Source organism: Butyricicoccus pullicaecorum, assembly GCF_002160355.1.
In the GTDB taxonomy this organism is placed as follows: Bacteria; Bacillota; Clostridia; order Oscillospirales; family Butyricicoccaceae; genus Butyricicoccus; species Butyricicoccus pullicaecorum.
In genome coordinates this window covers 176,016-198,385 of record NZ_NFKK01000002.1, presented here as the reverse complement: position 1 = coordinate 198,385, position 22,370 = coordinate 176,016, and the positions used below count along the sequence as shown (strand labels likewise).

At 53.0% G+C, this 22,370-nt stretch carries 21 protein-coding genes; 6 read left to right on the top strand and 15 right to left on the bottom strand.

Annotation, left to right across the window (positions count from 1 at the left end; genetic code table 11):
* Nucleotides 1–43: 43 nt before the first annotated feature.
* From B5F17_RS02650 to B5F17_RS14580, 5 genes are all read right to left on the bottom strand, one after another.
* Complete coding sequence (locus B5F17_RS02650; RefSeq protein ID WP_087370494.1) at nucleotides 44–880, bottom strand: aldo/keto reductase; 837 nt, start codon at nucleotides 878–880, stop codon at nucleotides 44–46.
* Between the two features lie 13 nt (nucleotides 881–893).
* Complete coding sequence (locus B5F17_RS02645; protein ID WP_087370490.1) at nucleotides 894–1,274, bottom strand: VOC family protein; 381 nt, start codon at nucleotides 1,272–1,274, stop codon at nucleotides 894–896.
* Between the two features lie 19 nt (nucleotides 1,275–1,293).
* Nucleotides 1,294–2,277: an aldo/keto reductase gene (locus B5F17_RS02640; protein ID WP_087370487.1), complete on the bottom strand. Its 984-nt coding sequence runs from the start codon at nucleotides 2,275–2,277 to the stop codon at nucleotides 1,294–1,296.
* An 81-nt stretch (nucleotides 2,278–2,358) separates the two neighbouring features.
* Nucleotides 2,359–3,375 (bottom strand): LacI family DNA-binding transcriptional regulator, encoded by a 1,017-nt coding sequence (locus B5F17_RS02635; RefSeq protein ID WP_087370484.1) that lies wholly within the window; start codon nucleotides 3,373–3,375, stop codon nucleotides 2,359–2,361.
* Nucleotides 3,376–3,487: 112 nt separating this feature from the next.
* Nucleotides 3,488–3,715, bottom strand: coding sequence for a hypothetical protein (locus tag B5F17_RS14580; RefSeq protein ID WP_143287657.1), 228 nt, complete (start codon nucleotides 3,713–3,715; stop codon nucleotides 3,488–3,490).
* 141 nt (nucleotides 3,716–3,856) lie between these two features.
* Here B5F17_RS14580 and chbG point away from each other — a divergent pair, with 141 nt between their 5' ends.
* The 3 genes from chbG to B5F17_RS02620 are packed head-to-tail and all read left to right on the top strand — an operon-like array spanning nucleotide 3,857 to nucleotide 7,438.
* The gene (gene chbG / locus B5F17_RS02630; protein ID WP_087370481.1) at nucleotides 3,857–4,666 is read left to right on the top strand and encodes a chitin disaccharide deacetylase; all 810 of its coding nucleotides are present in this window, start codon (nucleotides 3,857–3,859) and stop codon (nucleotides 4,664–4,666) included.
* On the top strand, nucleotides 4,663–6,081 hold the full coding sequence (locus B5F17_RS02625) for a PTS transporter subunit EIIC (RefSeq protein WP_087370478.1): 1,419 nt from the start codon (nucleotides 4,663–4,665) through the stop codon (nucleotides 6,079–6,081). Before chbG ends, B5F17_RS02625 begins: the two co-directional genes overlap by 4 nt.
* 31 nt (nucleotides 6,082–6,112) lie before the next feature.
* Nucleotides 6,113–7,438, top strand: coding sequence for a family 4 glycosyl hydrolase (locus B5F17_RS02620; RefSeq protein WP_087370474.1), 1,326 nt, complete (start codon nucleotides 6,113–6,115; stop codon nucleotides 7,436–7,438).
* A gap of 60 nt (nucleotides 7,439–7,498) precedes the next feature.
* Here the strand turns inward: B5F17_RS02620 and B5F17_RS02615 are convergent, their stop codons facing one another.
* Nucleotides 7,499–8,230, bottom strand: coding sequence for a MurR/RpiR family transcriptional regulator (locus B5F17_RS02615; RefSeq protein ID WP_087370471.1), 732 nt, complete (start codon nucleotides 8,228–8,230; stop codon nucleotides 7,499–7,501).
* Between the two features lie 416 nt (nucleotides 8,231–8,646).
* Here B5F17_RS02615 and B5F17_RS02610 point away from each other — a divergent pair, with 416 nt between their 5' ends.
* The gene (locus tag B5F17_RS02610; protein WP_087370467.1) at nucleotides 8,647–9,816 is read left to right on the top strand and encodes a PucR family transcriptional regulator; all 1,170 of its coding nucleotides are present in this window, start codon (nucleotides 8,647–8,649) and stop codon (nucleotides 9,814–9,816) included.
* Nucleotides 9,817–9,956: 140 nt separating this feature from the next.
* Complete coding sequence (locus tag B5F17_RS02605; RefSeq protein WP_143287656.1) at nucleotides 9,957–11,168, top strand: cytosine permease; 1,212 nt, start codon at nucleotides 9,957–9,959, stop codon at nucleotides 11,166–11,168.
* A gap of 36 nt (nucleotides 11,169–11,204) precedes the next feature.
* Here the strand turns inward: B5F17_RS02605 and B5F17_RS02600 are convergent, their stop codons facing one another.
* Nucleotides 11,205–12,242, bottom strand: a complete 1,038-nt coding sequence (locus B5F17_RS02600) for a 2,5-dihydroxypyridine 5,6-dioxygenase NicX family protein (RefSeq protein ID WP_087370461.1) — start codon at nucleotides 12,240–12,242, stop codon at nucleotides 11,205–11,207.
* 122 nt (nucleotides 12,243–12,364) lie between these two features.
* Between B5F17_RS02600 and B5F17_RS02595 the strand changes: the two genes are divergently transcribed.
* A complete protein-coding gene (locus B5F17_RS02595; protein ID WP_087370458.1) occupies nucleotides 12,365–13,738 on the top strand; it encodes a Sapep family Mn(2+)-dependent dipeptidase in 1,374 nt (457 codons plus the stop codon).
* A 319-nt stretch (nucleotides 13,739–14,057) separates the two neighbouring features.
* Here B5F17_RS02595 and B5F17_RS02590 read toward each other — a convergent pair whose 3' ends face one another.
* The 8 genes from B5F17_RS02590 to B5F17_RS02560 are packed head-to-tail and all read right to left on the bottom strand — an operon-like array spanning nucleotide 14,058 to nucleotide 22,340.
* Nucleotides 14,058–14,729 carry a PHP domain-containing protein gene (locus B5F17_RS02590; protein ID WP_016147417.1) on the bottom strand — a complete coding sequence of 224 codons (672 nt, stop codon included), beginning with the start codon at nucleotides 14,727–14,729 and terminating at the stop codon, nucleotides 14,058–14,060.
* Nucleotides 14,730–14,753: 24 nt separating this feature from the next.
* The gene (locus B5F17_RS02585; protein WP_016147418.1) at nucleotides 14,754–15,509 is read right to left on the bottom strand and encodes an HAD family hydrolase; all 756 of its coding nucleotides are present in this window, start codon (nucleotides 15,507–15,509) and stop codon (nucleotides 14,754–14,756) included.
* 17 nt (nucleotides 15,510–15,526) lie between these two features.
* Nucleotides 15,527–16,555, bottom strand: a complete 1,029-nt coding sequence (locus B5F17_RS14775; RefSeq protein ID WP_162608057.1) for an endonuclease/exonuclease/phosphatase family protein — start codon at nucleotides 16,553–16,555, stop codon at nucleotides 15,527–15,529.
* A 16-nt stretch (nucleotides 16,556–16,571) separates the two neighbouring features.
* Nucleotides 16,572–17,573, bottom strand: a complete 1,002-nt coding sequence (locus B5F17_RS02580) for a LacI family DNA-binding transcriptional regulator (protein ID WP_087370452.1) — start codon at nucleotides 17,571–17,573, stop codon at nucleotides 16,572–16,574.
* A 13-nt stretch (nucleotides 17,574–17,586) separates the two neighbouring features.
* The gene (locus tag B5F17_RS02575; RefSeq protein ID WP_087370449.1) at nucleotides 17,587–18,024 is read right to left on the bottom strand and encodes a hypothetical protein; all 438 of its coding nucleotides are present in this window, start codon (nucleotides 18,022–18,024) and stop codon (nucleotides 17,587–17,589) included.
* Nucleotides 18,025–18,075: 51 nt separating this feature from the next.
* A complete protein-coding gene (locus tag B5F17_RS02570; protein ID WP_087370446.1) occupies nucleotides 18,076–19,269 on the bottom strand; it encodes an ABC transporter substrate-binding protein in 1,194 nt (397 codons plus the stop codon).
* A gap of 54 nt (nucleotides 19,270–19,323) precedes the next feature.
* A complete protein-coding gene (locus B5F17_RS02565; protein WP_087370443.1) occupies nucleotides 19,324–20,445 on the bottom strand; it encodes an ABC transporter ATP-binding protein in 1,122 nt (373 codons plus the stop codon).
* Between the two features lie 56 nt (nucleotides 20,446–20,501).
* The gene (locus B5F17_RS02560) at nucleotides 20,502–22,340 is read right to left on the bottom strand and encodes an ABC transporter permease (protein ID WP_087370440.1); all 1,839 of its coding nucleotides are present in this window, start codon (nucleotides 22,338–22,340) and stop codon (nucleotides 20,502–20,504) included.
* Between the last annotated feature and the right edge of the window lie 30 nt (nucleotides 22,341–22,370).

Genomic DNA, 22,370 nt, shown 5'->3' with positions numbered 1-22,370 from the left:
AAAAGACCGATTCAGAGAATCGGTCTTTTTTCATGCTTCTGTTTTAGAATGTAATCTCGTCGCTGTCCTTGTACGAACCGCCGCAGGTCGTGATCGCATCCATACGCTGCATCATCTGCGCATCCAGCGTGAAATCCAGTTTCAGATTATCCCGAATGCGCTCGGCATTGACGCTCTTAACCAGCGGTGTGACACCGTGCTGCATCGCATACCGCGTGCACAGCTGGGCAACGCTCACGCCGAGTTCCCGGCTGATCTGCTCGATCTCCGGGCACTGGAACACCTTGCCGTTGGCCAACGTGCTGTAGCCCTGTACGGCAATGTCATGCTGTGCGCAGAAGGTACGAATCTCGGTTTGCAAACAGCTCGGGTGGAATTCCACCTGATTGACCACCGGTATGATCTCTGCCCGTTCCATCAACTCTTCCAGATGATGCACTTTAAAGTTGCTGACCGCCAAACTGCGCACCTTACCGGCTTTGAATAAGTCCTCCATCGCCTTCCACGACGCTGCATTCATCTCGATGTAGTTGTCATGGTACTTGTGCGGACGCGGCCAGTGCAGCATATACATATCCAGGTAGTCCACCTGCAAGTCGGCACAAGTCTGCGCAAACGCTTCCATGGTCTCGTCGTAACCGCGCACGTCGTTCCACAGCTTACCTACAATAAACAGTTCTTCACGCGCAGCGCCTGCCGCGTGAATACCCTGTCCGACCTCTTTTTCATTACCGTAAACCGCTGCGCAGTCAATCAGACGATAACCACTCTCGATGGCATCGCGGACGGCTGCAATCGTAATCTCACTCGTCGGTGCCTTCCAAGTGCCGTAGCCAACACTCGGCATCATTACACCGTTATTCAGCTTGATCTGTTCCATATCGTTCTCCTACTCACAAAATCTGACAAAATTCAATTTTCTCGGCATTCGGGCCTGCAATGATGAAGTAGCGAATGCCATTGTCCCAGAACGCATGGGACTCAATCCCGTTCGAGATGATGTCCATCCCGTTTTCCTGTGCCCAGGTATAGCACGCCTCAATATCGGTCACGTCAATCGCAATGTGATCGATTGCGCCCGCCGTCCGTGCCGGCTGCTGCTGGTAGATTTCCAGCTGCAAATTGCCCAGCTCGGTGAAAATCACCGGGCCGCTGGCGGTCGATGTGCGGTATACCGTTACAAATCCCAACTTCTCGTAAAACGCCTCTGTGCCTGCCGGGTCATCGGTCGGAATGCCAATGTGCTGCAAGCCCGTGCAATACTTCGCAATCATGTTCTTCCTCCTATCCTGCTTATCGATGTGCAAACGGATGAATGATCTCTTCAATGCGCTGCATCTGCTCGTCTGTGATCTCCCAGGTCGTGCAGTGTACATTCTTTTCGAGCTGTGCATAGCTGGAAGCGCCGCCGATGATCGAAGTCACTTCGGGTTTCTGGCGCAGCCAGTTGAGCGCCAGCTCATTGAGCGGTCTGCCCATCTCTTCGGCCAGCGTCCGCAGCTGCCGTGCGCATACGGCATACGCCTCAAACTGTTCGCCCGACAGCTTCGGATTTTCATTGCGAATATCACGCGCCGAGAATTTCTGTCCATCCAGAAAACGACCGGCAAGCAGTCCCTGGAACAACGGACTGTACGGCAAAAATGCCTGACCGTTCTTTTTGACATTGGGCAGCACCTCGTCCTCGGTGCGATAAGGCAACGGAATGCCGTGATAGGATGTCGTGTTGCGCTCGAGCATGTTGTACAGACTCTGCTGGCAGTCGACCGACACCATGGTCATCATCTTGTCAACGTCTTCCTGTGCAAAGTTGCTCAGTCCCACATATCGAATCTTGCCCTGCTCCTTTAATCGGATGAGTGCCTCAGCGGTCTCTTCAAGCGGTACGTTCGGATCGGGCCAGTGCATCTGGTAGATATCGATATAGTCGGTCTGCAACCGGCGTAAGCTGTCTTCGCACTCACGAATCAGGCTGTCACGCGACAGGTTATTGGTGGTCTGATGCGCTTCATTCCACAGCAGGCCGCCCTTGGACGCAATCAGTACCTTCTCACGTCTGCCGTCCTGCTTGAGGGCCTTGCCCAGAATCTGCTCGGACACACCCCAGCCGTATACTGGTGCCACATCAAAGAAGTTGATGCCGAAATCCATGGCCGCGTGAACAATCGCAATCGAATTTTCTTCCGCGCTGCTGTCCCAGTCTCCGCCAAAGTTCCAGCAGCCAATACCAATGCACGAAATCTTCTCCTGAATTTTTTCGACCGACTTGTAAATCATGTCTCTCTTCCTTTCTATTTTTGTAAATGTATGAACAAACGCTCGTGTGTAACCGGTTACATATCCGGGTAAAAAAATGGATCATGCATCCATTTTTTCGCTGCCCTTAAGAATGAGCCGGTGCGGAATCATGCAGATTTGCCGCTGTTTGTCCGGGTTTTGCATGCGCTCGAGAAGCACCTGCATGGCCAACCGTCCCATCTGTACGGTGTCGCGCGCCACACAGCTGAACCCATAGTTTAAGATATCCAATTCCGGGATGTGGTCAATGCCGATGACCGCGATATCCCGTCCAATCTGCATCCCCTTCTCGGTGACTGCCTTCAAAAATCCCAGCGAGGTCAAGTTATTGCTGGTCAGGACAGCCTGCGGACGGTCATCCGACTCCAGCATGCGCTTTGCGGCTGCATACGCCCCTTCGATAGTGAAATCGCCCTGGTAAATATGCTGTTCGGACACCGGACAGCCGCCGTCCTGTGCGGCCTGCAAAAAGCCTTCGTAACGCTCCCGCGCAATTTTGAGGCGCAAATCTCCGGTAATCATGCCCAGCGTTCGGTTTCCCGCCGCAATCAACGCCTCCGCTGCGCAGTATCCACTCTGGTAGTTCTCAAAGAAAACCCCGTCCCATTTGGAACCGGGAAAATCACGATCAACAACTACAGTCGGCACATTCAGTCGTTCCAGATAGCTATACAGCCGTCGATTGACCGCAGCGTCCGAATCCTGCGCCGGTGTGATGAGCAAACCGCGCACGCGCTGCTGCTCCAAAGCCAAAATGGCACGCTCTTCTTTGTCGCTGTTGTTGTCGCTGTCAAAATAAAACGAGGTGAAATCGGTCTGATCAATCACTTCACCGATGCCGTGCAGCAATTCTCCAAAAAATGTATTGGCGATCTCGGGTACGATGACGCCGATCGTATTGGTCTCGCGCCGGGACAGATTGACCGCCGAGGCCGACGGGCTGTAATGGTACTGATCGATCACCGCCTGCACGCGCTCACGCGTCTTTTCATTGACATAGCCGGTGCGATTGATAACGCGGGATACAGTCGCCTTGGAAACGCCTGCAATCTCGGCAATATCCTGTATTGTAACCATATAACACTCCCCTTTTCCGGGTTGTTCGATGTGTAACCGCTTCCCTATCATTGTCTGCATCATATCATTTTCCGCTTTTATTGTCAATCTCATTTTTCTATTTTTTACGTTTTTACCATGAAACTTGTCGTTTCTTATGCAATTTACACCATTTTATAAACATGTAACCGGTATCCTCTTTTACTTTAACATCTTGCAGAATGATTCCATATCCATAGGGAATATGATGGAAAACCGCATCTTTCCTATCACAATCCCCCTTTGTTTCCAGAAATCTCCATTTTTCATGCTCTATCATTCTGTTTTTCGCCGCATTCTGTCTCAAAATGTCGTTTTTCACAAATCAGCAGAATGAGATTTATCCAATTTTCATAGACACAAAAAACATCTTTTTGTAAATTGTTACCAAAGCCTCTCGGCCTATTTACACTGCAAATGGCAATGTCTATACTAAGGTCAGTCCAAACAAAGGGGAGAGAATATGAAACATCTGATCTTGAATGCGGATGACTTTGGTTACTCCTACGGAGTCAACTACGGCATTATTGAAAGTCATCTGCGCGGCGTGCTCACCTCGACCACGCTCATGGCCGGAATGCCCGGATTCGATCACGCGGTCTCTCTGGCCAAGGCGCATCCTTCCTTGGGTGTAGGCGTGCACCTGACCTTGACCTGTGGCCGTCCGGTACTGACCGACCACAAAACCCTCACCGAACCCAACGGTGATTTCCATTCCCAGGCTTACTATCACAATGAAGAACAGCCGTTAGACAAAGATGAAGTCTACCGTGAATGGAAGGCACAGATTGAAAAGGTGCTTGCAGCCGGCATCGAGCCGACCCATCTGGATTCTCACCACCATGTACATACGTTCCGCGGTCTGGAGGACGTTTTTGTCCGTCTGGCACGCGAGTATGACCTGCCGGTACGAAATTCCAGACGCGACTGCACCGACAATCACGTGCAGGGTGTTCCGTGTCCGAACTATCTCGTCGATTTCATCGAGGGTTCAGGTGCACATTTCCACACGCCGCTGACCGAGTATGCACCGGCGATCGAGTCCAACATGCACCGCATTCTGCTCGAGGCGTTCAAGACGCTGGACTGCGTTGAGATCATGTGCCATCCGGCTTATCTGGATACCGCCGTCATGCTGCACTCTTCGTTCAACCTGCACCGCATGTGTGAGGTCGATCTGCTCATCAGCCCGGCCACCAAGGCATTTATCGAACAGTTAGAAGACGTTTCCCTGGCAAATTATAAAACATTTTATCAGGAGGTACGCAAATGAAAGCGGCACTGAACAGTTTTAAGAAAAAGTTAGCACAACTCGGCCGATCTATGCTCGTTCCGGTTACTGCCATGCCGGTTGCCGGTATCCTGTCCCGTATCGCTTCCCCGGATATGCTCGATATCCCGCTGCTCAAGTCGGCCGGTGATATCGTATTCGGCAACATGGACATTCTCTTTGCACTCGGTGCCGTTGTTGCCTTCGCCAAGGCAAAGGACAAGGTATCGCCCATGGTTGCGAGCTTGCTGTCCATCCTGGTACTCAAGTCCACGCTGGCTGCACTCGACGAGACCATCAGCATGGGCATCTTCGCCGGTATCATCGTCGGCTGCTTCACCGCATGGATCTTCAACCACAGTAAGGATTGGAAGACCCCCAAAATCTTCGACTTCTTTACCGGTGAAAAGTTCGTTATCACCCTCGCTCCCATCGCAACCGTTGGCCTCGGCTATGTGCTGAGCTTTATCTGGCCGCCCATTCAGATGGTACTCGACGGCTTCGCAATCGGTATTGCCAAGCTCGGCGCTGTCGGTGTCTTCATCTTCGGTTTCCTCAACCGTCTGCTCATCCCGGTCGGTCTGCATCATGTCTTCAACTCTTACATCTACTTTAACCTCGGCTCTTACACCCAGGCAGACGGCACGGTCGTTACCGGTGAGATGACCCGCTTCCTCGCAGGCGATCCCACTGCCGGCCTGTTCCTGTCCATGTTCTTCGTCGTTATGATGTTCGGTCTGCCCGGTGCTGCACTGGCCATGTACAAGTGCGCAAAGAAGCGCAAGAGCGAAGTCAAGGGTCTGATGACCTCCTCGGCCATCACCTCTTTCGTCACCGGTATCACCGAGCCCCTCGAGTTCTCCTTCATGTTCGTTGCACCCCAGCTGTACTTTGTTCACGCACTGTACACCGGTCTGGCAGGCGCTGTCTGCTACCTGCTCGGCATCCGCATCGGCTTCTCCTCGGGCGGTAACATCATCGACCTCGTACTCAACTGGGGTCTTGGCAGCAATGTCATCCTGATTATCCCGGTTGGCATCGCATTCTTCGCACTCTACTACTTCACCTTCCGCTTCCTGATCGTCAAGTACAACCTCAAGACCCTGGGCCGTGAGGATGACTTCATCGATTCCGAAGAAATCACCGAGGAAGAAAAGAACGCAACCCTGTCCAACAAGAATTACGCTTACATTGCTAAGAAGATCGTCGAAAATCTGGGCGGTGCTGCCAACATCGAAAATATTGGCCACTGCATGACCCGTCTGCGTGTCGAGACCAAGGACGCTTCGCTGATGAATCTGGAAAAGATCAAGCAGATGGGCGTCAAGGGCGTCATCACCCTGTCCGATACCAGCGTACAGATCATCATTGGCTCGGAAGTTCAGCAGGTTATGGCTGAAATCGAGCAGATCATCTAAACCGTTTTCCACGACTCAGGAGGCCTTTCCCATGAAGAAAAATAAATTTGTCGTCGTCGGCGCCGGTTCTTCCTACACCCCCGCCATCGTCGCCGTCCTGCTCTCGCGCAAGGACGACCTCAAGCTCAGCGAAATCGTTCTGTACGATATCGACGCAGCCCGCGTTGCACGCACCGGTCAGTTCTGCGAGTTATACGCCCGTGAACATGCGCAGGGCGTACCGGTCTCGTACACCACAGACATCGAAACCGCATTCCGCGGCGCTGATTTCCTGTTCGTTCAGATTCGTCCGGGCTGCAACCAGCAGCGCGAGAAGGACGAAAAAATCCCGCTGAGCCACGGCATCCTCGGTCAGGAAACCTGCGGTCTGGGCGGCTTCTCCTTCGCACTGCGCTGCATTCCGGCAATCCTGGACATCGTAGGCAAGGCACAGGAGATTTGCCCCAACGCATGGATTCTCAACTACTCTAACCCCGAGGCCATGATCTCCGAAGCAATCTACCGCACCTACCCCAACGCCAAGGCACTGTGCATCTGCGATATGCCCATCTCGCAGGAGGAGACCATCGCAGACTTCCTGGGTATCCCGCACAAGGACCTGACCTTCAAGTACTTTGGCCTCAACCACTTCGGCTGGTTCACCAACATCTACGACAAGGACGGCAACGACCTGCTCCCCGCCCTGCGCGAGCGCGTACTGTCCGAGACGGTCAGCCTGGTCAACGCAGAGGCCGAGGAAAAGCACGACAACTACTGGGGCGAGATGTACAAGCATGTGATCGAGGGCTTCCAGGCATACCCTGAGTTCCTCCCGCTCGTCTACATCTCTTACTACTACTTCCACAACGAGATCGTCTCGCACATGGACCCCAACTACACCCGTGCAAATTATGTACTCGATGTGCGTGAAAAGGTCGTCTTTGACGACTGCGAGCGCTGCATCGCAGCCGGTACCACCAAGGACAGCTCACTGCACACCGGTGTACATGGCAACTACATCGTTGATATTGCAAACGCAATCATCAACAACACCCATGAACGTTTTATCATCAACACCATGAACCACGGCGCAATCGGAAACTTTAACCACGACGCTGTGGTCGAGGTTCCCTGCTACGTCAGCGCTGGCGGCATCGAGCCGGTTTCGGTCGGCTACATCCCCCAGTTCCACAAGTCCCTCATGGAAGCACAGAAGGGCTACGAGAAACTGGCCGTCGAAGCTGCGCTGACCGGTTCCTATCAGAAGGCACTTCAGGCCGTCCTGCTCAACCGTACTGTCCCCTCCTACGCTGTGGGCAAGGCCGTCCTCGATGAGCTGATGGAGGCAAACAAGGATTACTGGCCTGAACTAAAGTAATTTCGCACTCCGTCAAAAGAAAACAGCCGCAGAAATGCGGCTGTTTTTTCATGTTTCGATTTAAATTTGATGATTGTAGATTGCAAAGATTTCCTCAAAGGCTAAAATGCAGTAGCCGAAAAAGTAATTGGCCTGCAGGTTTTCCGGATCAAAGGGATGACTGTCCTTGATGATGAACACCGTGTCACAGATGCGGCTGAGCTCGCTGCGCGCATTGCCCGTAAAGACAACCGTCGGAATCTGCGCCTTTTTGCACTTGTTCGCCACCTCGACACCGGCAATCGAATTGCCCGACTTGGAGATAATGACCATCGCGTCCAGTTGGTCACGGAAGTTGCGCACAATGGTGTCTGCGCCCAAGTATTCTTTGCGGATTACAATACACGCGTTGCCCAGCAGCTTTTTCTCCAGATATTCGGCAAGCAGCGCTGAGTGTCCCTCGGCTTGAATGCAGATAAATCCCTTACGTGCCAAAATGCGGAAAAAGATGTCCAGCTTCTGCATGTCATAGATAAAATGAATCTGCTCGCGCAATTCCTCCGGCAGAGTATTGGAGGCCTGGTTCATTTCATTGCGAAATGAGTATACCATCTCACGAAAACCTTCAAATCCCAGCTTTTTTGCCAGACGCATGACGGTTGCCGTCGAGGTATATCCCTTCTGTGCGACACCACGAATTCCAATCTTAATCGCTTCATCTGTATTCTCTACAAGATACTGCATCACGCTTTTTTCTGTCTGTGAGAGTTTTACATCTTTTTGCAGTCTTGCAACAATAGTTTGGTCGATCATAATAACCTCTTTTCCCCGATCATGCGCTGAACATTAGGCAGCATCCAATCGGTCTGAAATGGTGTTATCATATTATATCATAGTTATTCTCAAAATTTAAGTGCCGTATTGGAACATTGCGTGCGCCCTGCCTCCGCCCTCAAATTCGTCACCAACCGCCCAAAATCAAATTTCAAGATGTACCGACCGTCTATCCGGCAAGGCTGAGCACTGGAAAGAGATCAGAAAAAGACTACTACGAAGAGCATGACCGCAGGATCATCTGTTTCTGGAGGGCTTTTTGATATGCTTTTGTTGCGGAAAAGAGATTTTTCTCTGCAAATCTCGCGCAATCGCTTGACAGCTTTGCCACATGTCTTACAATAGAAAGAAAAAAGCAACAGGAGGCCAGCGCTGGGCTGGGTGATGGAATATTTATGAACGTATCGCTGCACTATATCTTGGAAAATCCCCTTTTTGAACACGCGCAGCTGCTGGCTGGTGCAGATGGCTGCTTCCGTACCGTCGAGCGCGTATCGGTTTTTGACAGTCCGTTCGGTATGGATGTCATTGAACAGGGTATCATCGCTCCGGGTGACTTCTTCGTCACCGGTCTGCTGCAATTCAGCGCGGATTCCGACGCACTTTTTGAGGTATTCCGCGTTCTGATTGCCGGTCAGTGCAGCGGCGTCTGCCTCATTGCACAGCAGCCTGTACTCATTAACGACCGTATCCGTGCACTGTGCGATCAAAACCACTTTCCAATCGTTTATCTGTCCGATGACATCGCTTATGCACAGATCATGGACACCATCAACCGCTATATCGCGATTGAAAATCTGAATCTCATCAATCAGCTTCGTCTGGACAAGATTTGCAACGACCAGACCACCGCTTCCGAGCGCATTCATCTGCTCGAAAGTATGAACCGGCAAATCGGCAGTCAGATCATGGCGGTCTGCTTTCTCGGCCGCCTGAAATCGCAGCTTGCCGGCTTTGAGTGGAACACTCTCTGGCTCAACCGTGCGGGTGACATCTACATCGACGAGCACCAGAGCCGCATTATTTTGCTCAGTGCTGATGATGCGCACGCGCTCCGCGTGCATCTGGAGGTCACCCGAAACACGATTGCGCAGTATTTTGAACAGACCGTGCTGGGCATCAGCCGCAGTTATCCTCGTCACTGGGTGGCAAAAGCCGTACAGGAGGCGCGCATTGCGCTGGACATGGCCTGCGCGGAGGGCGTAAGCGAGCAGTCCTATGACCCGCTTTCCATCACACAGCTGCTCTTTCCGCTGCGCAACTCACGCGAAGCACAGGATTTCTGCGCCGCTTTTACCCATGCGCTACGCGCGGGTACTTCCCCCGAAGGATGCCGTGAGCTATGGAACACCCTGCAAGTCTTCGTGCACTGTACGAGTGATTTCAAAAAATCGGCTCAAATGCTGCGTCAGCACGAGAACACCGTGCGTTACCGCATCAACCGCGTGAAAACGCTGCTGAACATGGAGCACGACCCCATTCGTTTCTACGAAGCCGTCGGCGCAGCCGTTCACCTGCATCAGATTTTAGGCCGCGACCCAGAGTTTGAAGATCTCCTAAAATAAAACATCATTTTTTGTAATTTTTATAAAGCACCGCGTGAGATTTTCTTGTAGTATTGTTTTAATGAAAAAAATCAAAGGGGTGCTTTTCTCTCGTGAAGACAACAGACAAGACCGAAAGCGTTGTACTCCAACCGGTACCGATGGAAGAACGCAAATCCTGGCTCGATGTCGCACTCATCCAGGCCGGTATTCTGATCTGCGTACCCAGCCTGATGCTGGGCGGTATGCTGGCACAGGCCATGCCGATCGGACAGGCCATTCTCTCCGGCGTGATCGGCTATCTGATCACCGCACTGCTGATGGTTGCAGTCGGTATTATCGGCAGCGATCTGGGAGTTCCGACCTGCGTCGTCGCCTCGGGCAGCTTTGGCCAGCAGGGTTCCTCCAAGCTCATCAGTGCCCTGTTCATGATCTCCATGATCGGCTGGTTTGCCGTACAGAACGGTGTATGCGGCTCGGCATTCTCCAACCTGCTCAGTCAGGCCTTTGGCTTTGAGCTCCCGGTTGCCGTCTCCACCATTCTCTGGGGCGTCATCATGCTCATCACGGCGGTCTACGGCATCAACGCGCTGGACAAACTCAACAAGTTCGCCATTCCTGCCCTGGTCGTCGTCACCTGCATCGGCTGTGTGATGGCAATTTCCCGTTTTGGCACGGCAGCGCTGTCCGAGCCCATTGCGCAGACCATGTCCTTTGCCGACGGCGTCGTTTTGACCGTCAGCTTTATGGCGACCGGTGCGCTCAACGCGCCCGATTTCACCCGCTATCAGCGCACGCGCCGTGACACCTTCCTGTCCTCGGTCATCGGCGTTATGCCCGCAGGTATCGCCATGCTGGTTCTGGGTGCGGTCATGACCCGGATTGCAAATCAGTATGATATCTCGCTGGTGTTCTGCGACATCGGTCTGCCCGTTCTGGGTATGGTCGTGCTCATTCTGGCAACCTGGACGACCAACACCACCAACGCTTACAGTGCCGGTCTGAACGCCGTCATGGTCTTTGGTCTGGCGGAAAACAAGCGCTCGGCTGCGACAGTTGTACTCGGTGTCATCGGTACGGCGCTGGCTGCCATCGGCATTGCCGGATATTTTGAGGCCTTCCTGTATCTGCTGGGCGACATGTTCATGCCCATCGTCGGCATCTTCCTGATCGAGTACTGGGTGCTGGCGCACGGCTCGGTCAAGTTCTATCAGCCGCGCGATGGCTGGCATCTCAACGGCTTTATCGCCCTGATTCTCGGCTTTGCTTCCACGCGCCTGCCGTTCGGCGTCTCCTTCGTCAATGGCATGGTGATCGCTGCCATCGTCTATCTGGTGCTGGAATCCATCCTGCGCCGCAAGCAGGTAAACTAAACAAAAAAGGATCGCAAACGCGATCCTTTTTCCAACTCAGCGATTGGGCAGCGGCGGAACCAGCGCGGCAAGCGCCTTCTCCACGATTTTGCCCTCGTCCATGATCTGTACGCCATCCAGCCAGACCGACGAATTGAGGCAGATACCGTCGCAATGCGACTTGGCGTCCTGTCCGTGCGGCGGTGCATCAAACGGGCTGACATAGCCGATTCCCCATTCGGTAGAACCCCAAATGCGCTCGTCCTCGACAATGTTTCCGGTCAGAATTGCACCCGGATTGAAGCCGTACGCAATATGTGCCAGCTTAAACATGCCCGTGTCCTCAAAGCTTTCCAGATGCTTGCGGAACACAGCAGCGTCCTCGCCGCCGGTCACCTCGGTGATGACACTGTTTTCAATGGTCAGACAGATGGGTGCGTCGGGAATACGGCCAAACGGCGGCGTCACCGAACCGTCAAACACGATCTTGCCCTGAATGGTGCCAAAGCGCGGTACGACGTTGATCTGACCGGTCAGCATGTGGATACCCGGCTTGGAGGCGTCGCCGCAATCGCAAGCGGTATAATGCTTGGGCTCGATCTCGAACGATACGTCACAGCCTGCCGGTGTGGTGACACGCATGTGCTTTGCATTCTTGGTACGCTCGGTCACAGCCAGCATAAAGTCGCGCAGCTGTGCGGTCTCGACCTGTCCGATCGTGCGAATCATCAGTGCCTCATTAAAATCTACCAGGCACATATAGCGCAGCTTCTTGTTCTGTGCCTCGGCGCGCTCGAACGGGGTCGAATACAGCAGCCACTGGTGATTGAACTCGATCCACACGTCGGCGTGCAGCAGCATACCGCTGAGTGCGTCGAGTGCCAAATCAGGATCGGCCGCCTTGCCCACGCCGCGCGGGGTCGGCATCTGTACCTTGAGCGGATGCGCACCAACCGCATGGGCACTCTCATATACTGCCTGCACGACAGCTGCATCCGAGTCGTCGTCGGCTGTGATGACCACGGTCTCACCGGGCTGAACGGCAAAAATCTCGCGGATCAGCTTGTCCGCAGCATTCTGTAACAAAGGATTCATGGAAAATCACCGCTTTCTATCTTATTCTTGTTCATTATACTGGATTCCCGCGCGGTGTTCTTTGGAGTGAATCCAAAAATCAACAAAGGAAATTGAAAAGATTTCAAAAAAGGAGTCAACCTATGGAACGTTTTGTAGACCAGCATCTGTCGGAAATGATCGCACAGTTATCAAACCTTGTGTCGCTTGAAAGTGTATACGATCCCCAAGACAGCCAGCATCCGCCGTTTGGCAAAGGGGTTTCGGATGCACTCCAGGCAGTTCTGGACTTGAGTCGTTCGTTCGATATGCAGGTACGCAATGTGGACGGCTACGCCGGTGAGATCACGGTCGGCACTGGTTCGCGCATGATCGGCATTCTGTGTCACATCGACGTCGTTCCCGCTGGTGCAGGCTGGAACACCGAACCTTTTGCGCTGACCGAACGCGATGGACGGTTGTATGGCCGCGGTTCGTCCGACGACAAGGGACCGCTGATCAGTGCACTCTATGCCATGCGCTATTTGCAGGAAAGCGGTCAGATTCCGGACGACTGCTGTCTGCGTCTGATTGTGGGTGCCAACGAGGAGGAGTCCTGGCAGTGCATCCGGCACTATCTGGCACACACCACCGACCTGCCGTCAGTCTCCATCGTCCCGGACGGTAATTTCCCGCTGATCTTCTGTGAAAAAGGCTTGCTGGATTTCGACCTGCACAGCGAATTTGTTCCCAACCATCGCGCGCCCATTCAGCTGGCCGCACTGTCCGGCGGTACTTCGCGCAATATGATCCCGGATGCCGCGCAGTGCGTACTCCTGTGCTCTGATGAGGCGACCGCGACAGACTGCCAGACCAAACTTGACGGCGTTGAGGTTGTGCGTGACGGCTTACAGCTGACTGTCTGCGCACAGGGAAAAAGCGCGCACTGCATGACACCGGAAAAGGGTATCTCTGCAATTACGCGCTTGATGGAAGCACTGTGCGCCCTCAAAACAGACTTTTCTCACGCTGAGCTCGCGCAGGCCATGGTGCAGGCTGGCGACTATACCGGCTCCAAGCTGGGATTGGACATGCAGGATGAAGTATCCGGTGCTTTGACGCTCAATCTGGGTGTTATTTCCATGGATACGTCCGGTGCCGTCCACATTCAGGCGGACATCCGTTATCCGGCATCGGCAAGTCAGGAAACCGTGCAGAAGCAGGTGCGCAGCGCACTGACCGGCTTTGGATATACCGAAGTCGATCACCTGCCGCCCGTCTATTTCGAGCCCAACGACCCGCTCGTGCGCACGCTGCTAGATGCCTACCAGCAGGTCACCGGGGATCGGGACAGCCAGCCGCTGGCCATCGGCGGTGCAACCTACGCCCGTGCACTGCCCTGCGCAGTCGCGTTCGGCCCGCTCTTCCCTTGGGAGGAAGAACTCGCACACGAACCCAATGAGTTCTTATCCATCGACAGCCTGCGCAGCATGACGCAAATTTACATCTGTGCCCTGCGCAAGCTCATGGAGATGTGACAATTTCATAGATATAAGAAACAGCCGCTTGACGCGGCTGTTTTCTTTTATCTATTATCTCGCACGCTCTGTTTATGTTCGCATACTTTTCTAAATCTAATGATACGACTAAATAGGATTTTCATTCCGATTCTATCACAAGAAAGGAACATCAAAAAAGCGTTCAAGCCATAGGCTCGAACGCTTTTTTGCATATTCCCGGATGGATGGTATGCCCGCGGACACCGTTTTTCCGCAAAACCAAATATCCCAAATTATGGTGTGCCTTTTGCTCGGCAGGGCATACCAATCCGGTGTGAAGAGAAGAGAGAAAAGTTTGTCAGGGTTTTATGAGTGAATATTTTCCCGATCTGAGCAGCTGGGCAAAGGCAAAACTGTCCTCTGGCAAAGTATCTGACAAGATGCCGCCTTTCGCCTCGTCACCTGGTCTATGACAGTCCGACCCCGATGTCATAATCAATCGGTTGGCCTGCGCATATTCCAATGCCAAATCATTTCTGCTATCATGTCGCGGGTTCAGGTTCAACACTTCTATTCCGTCCAGCCACGCGGCCGGTGCCGGACTACATTTTTTCCGGAACGGATGCGCCTGCACAAGCAATGCACCGTCTGCACGATAGGCCGGTACAAAACGTTCCAATCCACCCCGCATGACGGCATCAGGATCGGCGAGCAGCGCATGGTGGAAACCATACAGCAGATAATCATTGTCCGATTCATCAAAACGAAGCTCCGCACCCTCATATACCCGGATGCCATAGCGTTCAGCTTCACGTTTCAGCCGTCGATATCCAAGCAGAAAATCTTCGGTCTTGCTGCCCGGTGTGGTCAGGTCGATTTCTGCATAGTCAAAACATTCGCGGTTGTAATGGTCGGTCACGCAGATCGCCGCATAGCCCGCTGCGGCATAAGCTTTTATAATCGCCTGTGCACCCAGCCATCCGCAATGACTGATATAAGTCGTGTGCAGGTGCGTCTCTATCTTGTACAATGTCGATCACCTCCGGAATTTTGCTTACAGGGCATCATCACGTGCGGCAAGCACATCAAGCAGCTCAGGGATGGATGTGATCCGTGCATCCGGCTGCCAATATGGGTCGGTTGATATGTCCTTCTGCGCGGTCAGTGCCGAGCCGATCTGCACGGCAAGCCCAAAGCCAGCCCGCTTTGCGCCCATGATATCACGTGAGCGGGTATCGCCCACATAAACGCAGTTTTCCGGCTTGCTCTGCATCTGCCGCAAGGAAATCTGAAAAATTCCCGGATGCGGTTTGCGATAGCCAGTCACACTCGACAACGTAACATCCTGAAAATAATCGCGAATACCATAATGCTCAAGCACATTAAAAACCGAATACAATGATGCCGTGTTGGAAATCACGCCTAATTTATATCCCCGTGTCTTGAGCGCTTCCAGGGTTTCCCGAACGCCTGGACGCAGCTCACGGTGATAATAGGTCACTTCCCAGAAATCTGCCAGTTCCTCGGCAATTTCTCCCACTTTTTCATCCGACAGTCCCAGACTGGCCAGATAATACATCGGCCAAATTTCCTCCGGTTTTTTTTCCAGCGCTGCGCCTTCGCTCCACGCTTTATATCGACTGACCCCCTGCTGAACCTGTTCCCAGAACACCGACTGTCCGCATGATACGGTCAGTCCATGTTGTTCCAACAGATCGAGCAAGCCACGTGCGGCCCGCTCGGCCGTTTCCTCGTTGTACCAGATATCTTCCAGCGTGCCGCCCATGTCAAATTGTACCGTGTCCAGCATGTGATCCCTCCTTTTTTCTAAATATACAGCTTGGCCCAAACGACGTTGTGGTCGCTCAATTGCTGTCCAGAAAATCGTTTGAGTGCTTCCCCTTCCCGCGTGAACGTCCAATCGTCTGCACAGGTAGATGCAACCCGACTGTCTGCGAGCTGCACCCCGCGGTACAAAATCCAATCCAGCTGTAATTCCAATATCCGACCATCGGGCAGCGGTTTGCGCCGCGTCATTGCACTGGCCGGCTGCCATGCGTAACCGGCAATACGTGCCGCTTCAAACACTGGCTCCCGCTCGGTCATTTCTTCCAGGTGACTGCGGTAAATCTCCGGATTGTCCGCAAGCAGCCGAATCACATCCGTGTCCCGTCCGTCAAAGGTATTTGTATTGAGATCACCGCCGATGATGACGGGCAATCCATCAAATACCCGTGCAGCATGTTTGAGTACTGCCTGCATTTGTTCCCGCCGTCCGATACCATCCGTCCGGTTTTCCAAATGCACTGACACCGCACCAATTTCACGATCACCTAAGTCCAGTCGTGCAAAAACCGCACACCGGCCACCGATCCGGGTCTGCCGGTCGAAATACCAATTATATGCCTCGGGTAAGCGCAGCACCTCCGACCACACAATCGGCCAGCGGGACAGCAACGCATTGCCATGGAATCCTTTCTCCTCAGCTCCGGCGCTGAGCTCGACGAATTCCAATCCAAATACCGCGTGCATGCCCAGCCGCTCAGCCAGCACTCTGGTGGTATTTCCACCGCCCGACCGGATACATCCGTCATCGAGTTCATTGGCAAAAATCAGATCGACCGGTCGGCAATCCGGACAGTCCAGCAAAAAATCCGCGCATGCATCTGCGTATGTGCCGCGTTCCAGATTAAACACCGCCGCATACAGCATCCGATCAGGCGTTGGATGGTAGGCTGGCCCGTCAATATGTTCTGTGTGTGTGAACTGGGATATCTCGGACATAATCTGCGCCTGCGATTGCTGCGCAAGCCTTTTTCCCAGTGCAATTCTCTTTTGAAATTCCAATTTTTCCATGTACATTTTCCGCCTTTCAGCGCACCGAACGCGCCCGGCAAGTGCCACGAATCATCAGCTCTGGTTTGAGCACATCCACCGTCTGTTCGGTACTGCCCCCAATCTGTGCCAGCAGCCGCAAAACTGCCGTATGGCCAATACGACCTTTATGCTGCGAGACCGTGGTCAGGTTGATGCGCGGCAGATCGGCATACGAAATGTTATCAAACCCCATCAATGACAGCTGATCGGGAATTGCAATTCCGCACTCATCCGCCGCCTGCAAAACCCTCAGGGCAATCCGGTCAGAGTGAGCAAAAATCGCATCGGGCAGATCTTTTTCGCGCAGAAGATGTTCGATCATACGATCGGTCTGCTGAGCACTATTACACTCGACCAATTCCTGTGCTTTCGTATCGGCTGTCTCCTCCATCGCTTTGCGAAATCCCCGCACGCGATATTGCCGCGTCAATGAATCGGTATGTCCACCCAAAAACAGGATATTGCGATGCCCTAAACACAGCAGATACCGTGTCGCCTCATACGCGCCGCGCTTATTGTCGACTACGACATAGCTGCATGTGTCACTATGGTTGTTGCCCAGATAAATATGCGGGACACTTTGCAGCATCTGCTCTAGCTGCCGTGCTGAAGTGACCGAAACCGGAGCCAAGATCACACCATCTACCTGTTGAGACAGCAAGCCGTCCAAGGCTTCAGATTCTCGCACCGGATCACGCAGCGAACTGCATACCAGTACACGATAGCCGTTTTCCCTAGCGGTCTTCTCGACCGCCAGGGCTACGCCGGCAAAATAATCATTTGAAATATCCGGTACCAAAAGTCCAATCGTTCGCGTTTCCCGTCTGACCAGTCCGCGTGCCGCAATATTGGGTATATATCCCAGTTCCTTGCACGCCGCGTTGACCTGTGCCTTGGTCTGCGCACTGATCTCCGGACGATCATTGAGTGCACGGGATACTGTAGAAAAGCTGACACCCGCGCGGGCGGCAACGTCTTTGAGTGTCACCCGTTTCATGCCATCGACCTCCTTATCCCCACATGTTCGTCTGCTTGCAGCAGCTGAGTCTGTGATAAATACTCCAGCTGATCAGATTGCCGATCACTGCAGGCCCCAATCCATAGAGCGACACCAGATAAATCATATTCACACGCGCGGCGGAATCAAGTGCCAGTGCGGCAACGTAAAACATCATAACCAGAACGGCAAGTCCGGCAAAGCTGTATGGCACGATGCGCTTGTCCCGCAGGAAAAACAGCAGACAGCAACACAGGGTACCCACAAGAGCGATCAGGACGATTTGTACCGCAGTCAGAATGGTTTGGTTTTGAATGGGCAAAGATTGCAGCGGAACGGTCAGCAGCGCATACACCAGGCCAAAGATCACCGCAAACAGCAGCGCACCGAAGAAATAGGACAGGATGCGCGGACTCTTGCGCTTACCTTCCTTTGTGAAAAACAGACTCATTTTGTGTCTCCTCCCTTACAGTGATCTTATCCGTCCCTCTGCATGCTTTCTTTATCCAAGCAGCGTCCAGAAATCACGGACAACGTTGATATTGTCGTAAATCGCAACCGGATCAAATGCCGAGACATACAGCTCGTCATACGGCGTCGAACCTTCCGCAGGCTCGATATCGTCGCGAACCGGCCAGCCACCCAGCGTATTAAAGGGCTCATAGCCGCTCAGGTCACCATCAGTGCCGCCAAGCATGAAGCGAATGAGCAGCTTGGCAGCGTTCGGATGCTCGCAGCCTTCAACGACATACAGCGTATTGATGGCCGGGATACCGGTCGTCGGATACAGGTTGATGGGTGCCAGGCACCAGTCGTTATCTACGTTTTTGCGCAGCTTGGACGATGCACAGAAGCCGATCGGCGGATTGGTCTGGCCGCGGGTACCGACTGCTTCAGCGATCTCATCCGAGGACGAAGTGAAAATCGGTTCGTTGTCGTGCAGGCGCTTAAGGAACTCATATCCAGCATTCTCACATCCCTCACTCAGGGTCAGCTCTTCGCCCGTTAGTTCCTTATATGCTGCTGCCAGTTGGTCTGGGGCTTCTCCCGTGCAGAAGCCGGTGATCCAGGAACCCCAGGATACGTTGTCGAGCGGGTTCTGCATCATAATGCGTCCCTTCCATTCGGGCTGTGTGATCTCCCAGATATTACTGATGGGGGCACCGTCCGGGTAAGCTTCTGCGTTGTAGAACAGCTGGGTCAGTTCAATGTACAGCGGGACCTGCGTCTCGGTATACACCGGATCAATATGCTCTGAAATATCGGTCGGCAAGTAATTGTAGAAAATCTTGTTCTGTACGTACTCGTTCCACAAAGAACCATCCTGATCCTTGATATGTACGACATCTGCTGTGTGCTGTCCAGCCTCGTGTTCACGGGTCACCTTCTCAAGCAGCTCATTGGTAGAAATATCAAAGGATTCGCACTCGATTCCCGGATACTTAGCCTCGAATGCCTCGGCAATCTTAGTGCAGCGCGAGGAAATCGAGTAGAAGGTGACCTTGCCCTCCTGCTTGGCCAGCTCATAGAGCTCTTCTCCGGTCTGATCCATGTTGAAGATGTCGGCATTGGCCTCCCATTCGGTCTCACCGTTCTCATTGACCTCTGCCGTCTCGGTCTTGCCGCCGCACGCGGTCAGAGACAAGGTCATAACGGCTGCTAACGCTGCGGAAATCCATCGTTTATGCTGCAACATTGATTTTTCCTCCTTTTTTCTGCGTATCAGGTTATATGGTTTCTAAATTATGACTCAACGGGAATACTTGACCAGTCTTTCACTCTGTTTGTCAAAGACGTTGATCTTCTTGGTATCCAGTGCGACATAGACGGTCTGGTCAGGGTTGTAATGAGTAATACCCAGGGCCTTGATGACCATTGTTGTATCGTCCTTCTTGACCGTAATCAGGGTCTCAGAACCCGCCGGCATGGAGGTGTAAATATGCGCCTCTATATCCGCGGGCGACAGGCGTGCTGTGTTGATGCACAGCTGTTCAGGACGAATACCCAGGACCACCGCACCGCTTCCGCTCGTCGGTGCATCCTCTGTCATGTCCTCACGCGAGAAGGTCATGTCACCCAGCGGGCCATGCACGCGCATGCCCTTTGTGTCGTATTCCGCCTGCGCCTGTACAAAGTTAATACGCGGATTGCCGATGAAATCCGCAACATACAGATTGCACGGGTTGTTATACAGCTCGAGTGGCGGCGCGATCTGGACAATGACGCCCTCGCGGAAAATCGCGATCTTGGTCGACATGGTCAGTGCCTCGGTCTGGTCATGCGTAACGTAGATCATAGTCGTACCGGTCTCGGTGTGCAGACGTTTGAGCTCGCTGCGCATGTCTACACGAAGCTTGGCATCCAGGTTGGACAGCGGCTCGTCGAGCAGCAGCAGATGGGGTTCGGAGGCGATCGCACGGGCAATGGCGACGCGCTGCTGCTGGCCGCCAGACAGTTCAGAGGGATAGCGGTCGATGTACTGCGCAATCTGCATACGCTTCAGTGCCGACTGCACACGCTTTTCCTGCTCTTCCTTCGACAGCTTCTGAATTTTCAGGCCAAACGAGATGTTCTCACGCACGGTCATGTGCGGCCAGAGTGCGTAGGACTGGAATACCAGATTCAGTCCGCGTTCGCTCGGCGGCGCGAAATGTGCCTCGGCAGCGTTGACGATCTCCTTGCCGTCAATGTGAATGGTACCGCCCTGCGGCTTTTCCAAGCCGGAAACAACACGCAGCGTGGTTGTTTTGCCGCAGCCGGACGGGCCGAGCAATGTCATGAAATCGCCGTCTTCGATCGTCAGGTTAACGTCCTTCAAAATATGGTTTTTGCCGTAATATTTATCAATATGCCGCAGTTCAATCTTGCTCATAATCGTTACACTCCCTCATTTCTATTTCTGCCTGTCATTGTACTTGTGTCCGGTCATCAGCCGCCCATGCTCTTTGCCAGGTCAGCATCACCGAAGATGTTCGCAATCGCGTAAACCAAAAATACGATGGAGAACATAACAATCGCGACGCAATCCGATGCCTGAGGCGAGTTGCCGTTGGCGTACTGGAATGCCAGATACGGTAGCGTTGTGGTCTTGGGGGTCATAATCAGGATAATCAGGTCGAGTTCCTTCATGATCGATACGAAGATCAGCATGAAGCCCGAAATGAAACCGCCCTTGGACAGCGGGAATACGATGCGTGCAAAGCGTTTGAAGAAGCCTGCGCCCACGATGGAAGCTGCCTCTTCCAGCTCGCCGCTGATCTGGAGCATGTTGCTCGTACCGGCACGCGATGCAAACGGCAGGTGCTTGACAACCGAAGTCAACGAAATCAGAGCGAATGTACCATACAGCGACGGAATAATGGTCACACCAAAGATGGTCTGAGGTGTGGAGAACATCGAGAGGAAGATACCGCCGAATGCAACCGACGGAATCAGGTACGGAATGAATACCAGCTGTTCCACGATTTTGCCGTGCAGCTTTCCGCGACCCTTTGCACAGATATAGCCAAGAATCTGGCCGAAGATCGTACCGAGAATACCGGTAACGAAGGTAAGCTTGATCGAGTTAAGCAGTGCGTTGATAAAGTCATCATTCTTAAAGATACCAGGCAGACCTTCCATAATGGTCGGATCCGGGTCACCAATCCAATAGTGCAGGGTGAAGTTGGACAGTGCATAGATACCTTCACGGAGCATAAAGGATTCCAGAATGAGCAGCAGAATAGGCATCATAATACCGACGATAAAGAACAGAATGAGTACGATCGTAATAATGGGCTTATGTATACCCAAACGGATTTCGGTCGAGCGTCCGCCTTTGCCGCCGATGGTTGCGTAGGATTTACGCGAACCGATCAACTTCTGGTTCATAAAGACCGAAATCGATGCGATACAAATGAGGATAAGTGCCATTGCAAACGCGGTTTCGGTGTTCTGTGACTTGTTATTCATATAGAGCTGGCTGGACAGGGTCACAAAGTTGACCGGATTGCCCAAGTAGTTGATAACACCAAAGGTACCAATCGCCTTAGAGAAGGTCAGGATGACTGCCGACAACATGGCAGGCAGTACGAGCGGGAAAGTGATCTTACGCAGGATCATCATTTTGCCTGCGCCCTGAATCTCGCCCATCTCCTCAAGTTCGGAGTTGATCGAATTGAGCGCTGCCGAAACTAGCAGATATGCATATGCGTAATAGTGCAGCGAAAGCACCAAAATGATAGCAACCGGGCCGTATGCCAACCATTCCGGAACGTTAACACCCAAGCTGGTCAAAAATCCAGGTGCGCCACCGATACGCTCGGTCTTAAACATAGTCAGCCACGCCTGCGACTTACACCAGGAAGGAATCATGTACGGGATAATAACCGCAAGCGAGAAAAACTTTTTAAACGGCAGGTCGGTGCGAACCATGAGCCACGCGAGCACCGAACCAAGCGTAATCGCCAGAACCGAGACGCAAACACCAATCAGCAGCGAATTGAGCAGCGGCTGGAGCAGCAGCTTACCCGTCAGTTCACTGGCCAGCAAGCGGTGCCAATAGTAAAGAGTGAATTCGCCGGTCGTACCGCCTGCCGAGCGTGCATCACGCTGCGCCAGTACAAAGGTGGTCGAGATCATGTCCAGCAGCGGCAGCACAATCAGATAGGTCAAAAGGACAATCGCGATCAGTACAATAACGTTGTACGGATTGGTCACAACCTCCAGAATCTGATTTTTGATCCGTTTTGATTTGGAATAGCTTTGAATCTCCGCATTTGTTCTCATCAATATCCTCCCCTTTCCTGACCGATTCAC

Coding starts and splice junctions, on each gene's coding strand:
- B5F17_RS02605 (WP_143287656.1), top strand. CDS start 9,957: ATGGAAGAACGCAAATCCTGGCTCGATGTCGCACTCATCCAGGCCGGT.
- B5F17_RS02650 (WP_087370494.1), bottom strand. CDS start 880: ATGGAACAGATCAAGCTGAATAACGGTGTAATGATGCCGAGTGTTGGC.
- B5F17_RS02575 (WP_087370449.1), bottom strand. CDS start 18,024: ATGAGTCTGTTTTTCACAAAGGAAGGTAAGCGCAAGAGTCCGCGCATC.
- B5F17_RS02620 (WP_087370474.1), top strand. CDS start 6,113: ATGAAGAAAAATAAATTTGTCGTCGTCGGCGCCGGTTCTTCCTACACC.
- B5F17_RS02640 (WP_087370487.1), bottom strand. CDS start 2,277: ATGATTTACAAGTCGGTCGAAAAAATTCAGGAGAAGATTTCGTGCATT.
- B5F17_RS02645 (WP_087370490.1), bottom strand. CDS start 1,274: ATGATTGCGAAGTATTGCACGGGCTTGCAGCACATTGGCATTCCGACC.
- B5F17_RS02585 (WP_016147418.1), bottom strand. CDS start 15,509: ATGCTGGACACGGTACAATTTGACATGGGCGGCACGCTGGAAGATATC.
- B5F17_RS02565 (WP_087370443.1), bottom strand. CDS start 20,445: ATGAGCAAGATTGAACTGCGGCATATTGATAAATATTACGGCAAAAAC.
- B5F17_RS02635 (WP_087370484.1), bottom strand. CDS start 3,375: ATGGTTACAATACAGGATATTGCCGAGATTGCAGGCGTTTCCAAGGCG.
- B5F17_RS02600 (WP_087370461.1), bottom strand. CDS start 12,242: ATGAATCCTTTGTTACAGAATGCTGCGGACAAGCTGATCCGCGAGATT.
- B5F17_RS02615 (WP_087370471.1), bottom strand. CDS start 8,230: ATGATCGACCAAACTATTGTTGCAAGACTGCAAAAAGATGTAAAACTC.
- chbG (WP_087370481.1), top strand. CDS start 3,857: ATGAAACATCTGATCTTGAATGCGGATGACTTTGGTTACTCCTACGGA.
- B5F17_RS02570 (WP_087370446.1), bottom strand. CDS start 19,269: ATGTTGCAGCATAAACGATGGATTTCCGCAGCGTTAGCAGCCGTTATG.
- B5F17_RS02610 (WP_087370467.1), top strand. CDS start 8,647: ATGAACGTATCGCTGCACTATATCTTGGAAAATCCCCTTTTTGAACAC.
- B5F17_RS02595 (WP_087370458.1), top strand. CDS start 12,365: ATGGAACGTTTTGTAGACCAGCATCTGTCGGAAATGATCGCACAGTTA.
- B5F17_RS14775 (WP_162608057.1), bottom strand. CDS start 16,555: ATGGAAAAATTGGAATTTCAAAAGAGAATTGCACTGGGAAAAAGGCTT.
- B5F17_RS02625 (WP_087370478.1), top strand. CDS start 4,663: ATGAAAGCGGCACTGAACAGTTTTAAGAAAAAGTTAGCACAACTCGGC.
- B5F17_RS02580 (WP_087370452.1), bottom strand. CDS start 17,573: ATGAAACGGGTGACACTCAAAGACGTTGCCGCCCGCGCGGGTGTCAGC.
- B5F17_RS02560 (WP_087370440.1), bottom strand. CDS start 22,340: ATGAGAACAAATGCGGAGATTCAAAGCTATTCCAAATCAAAACGGATC.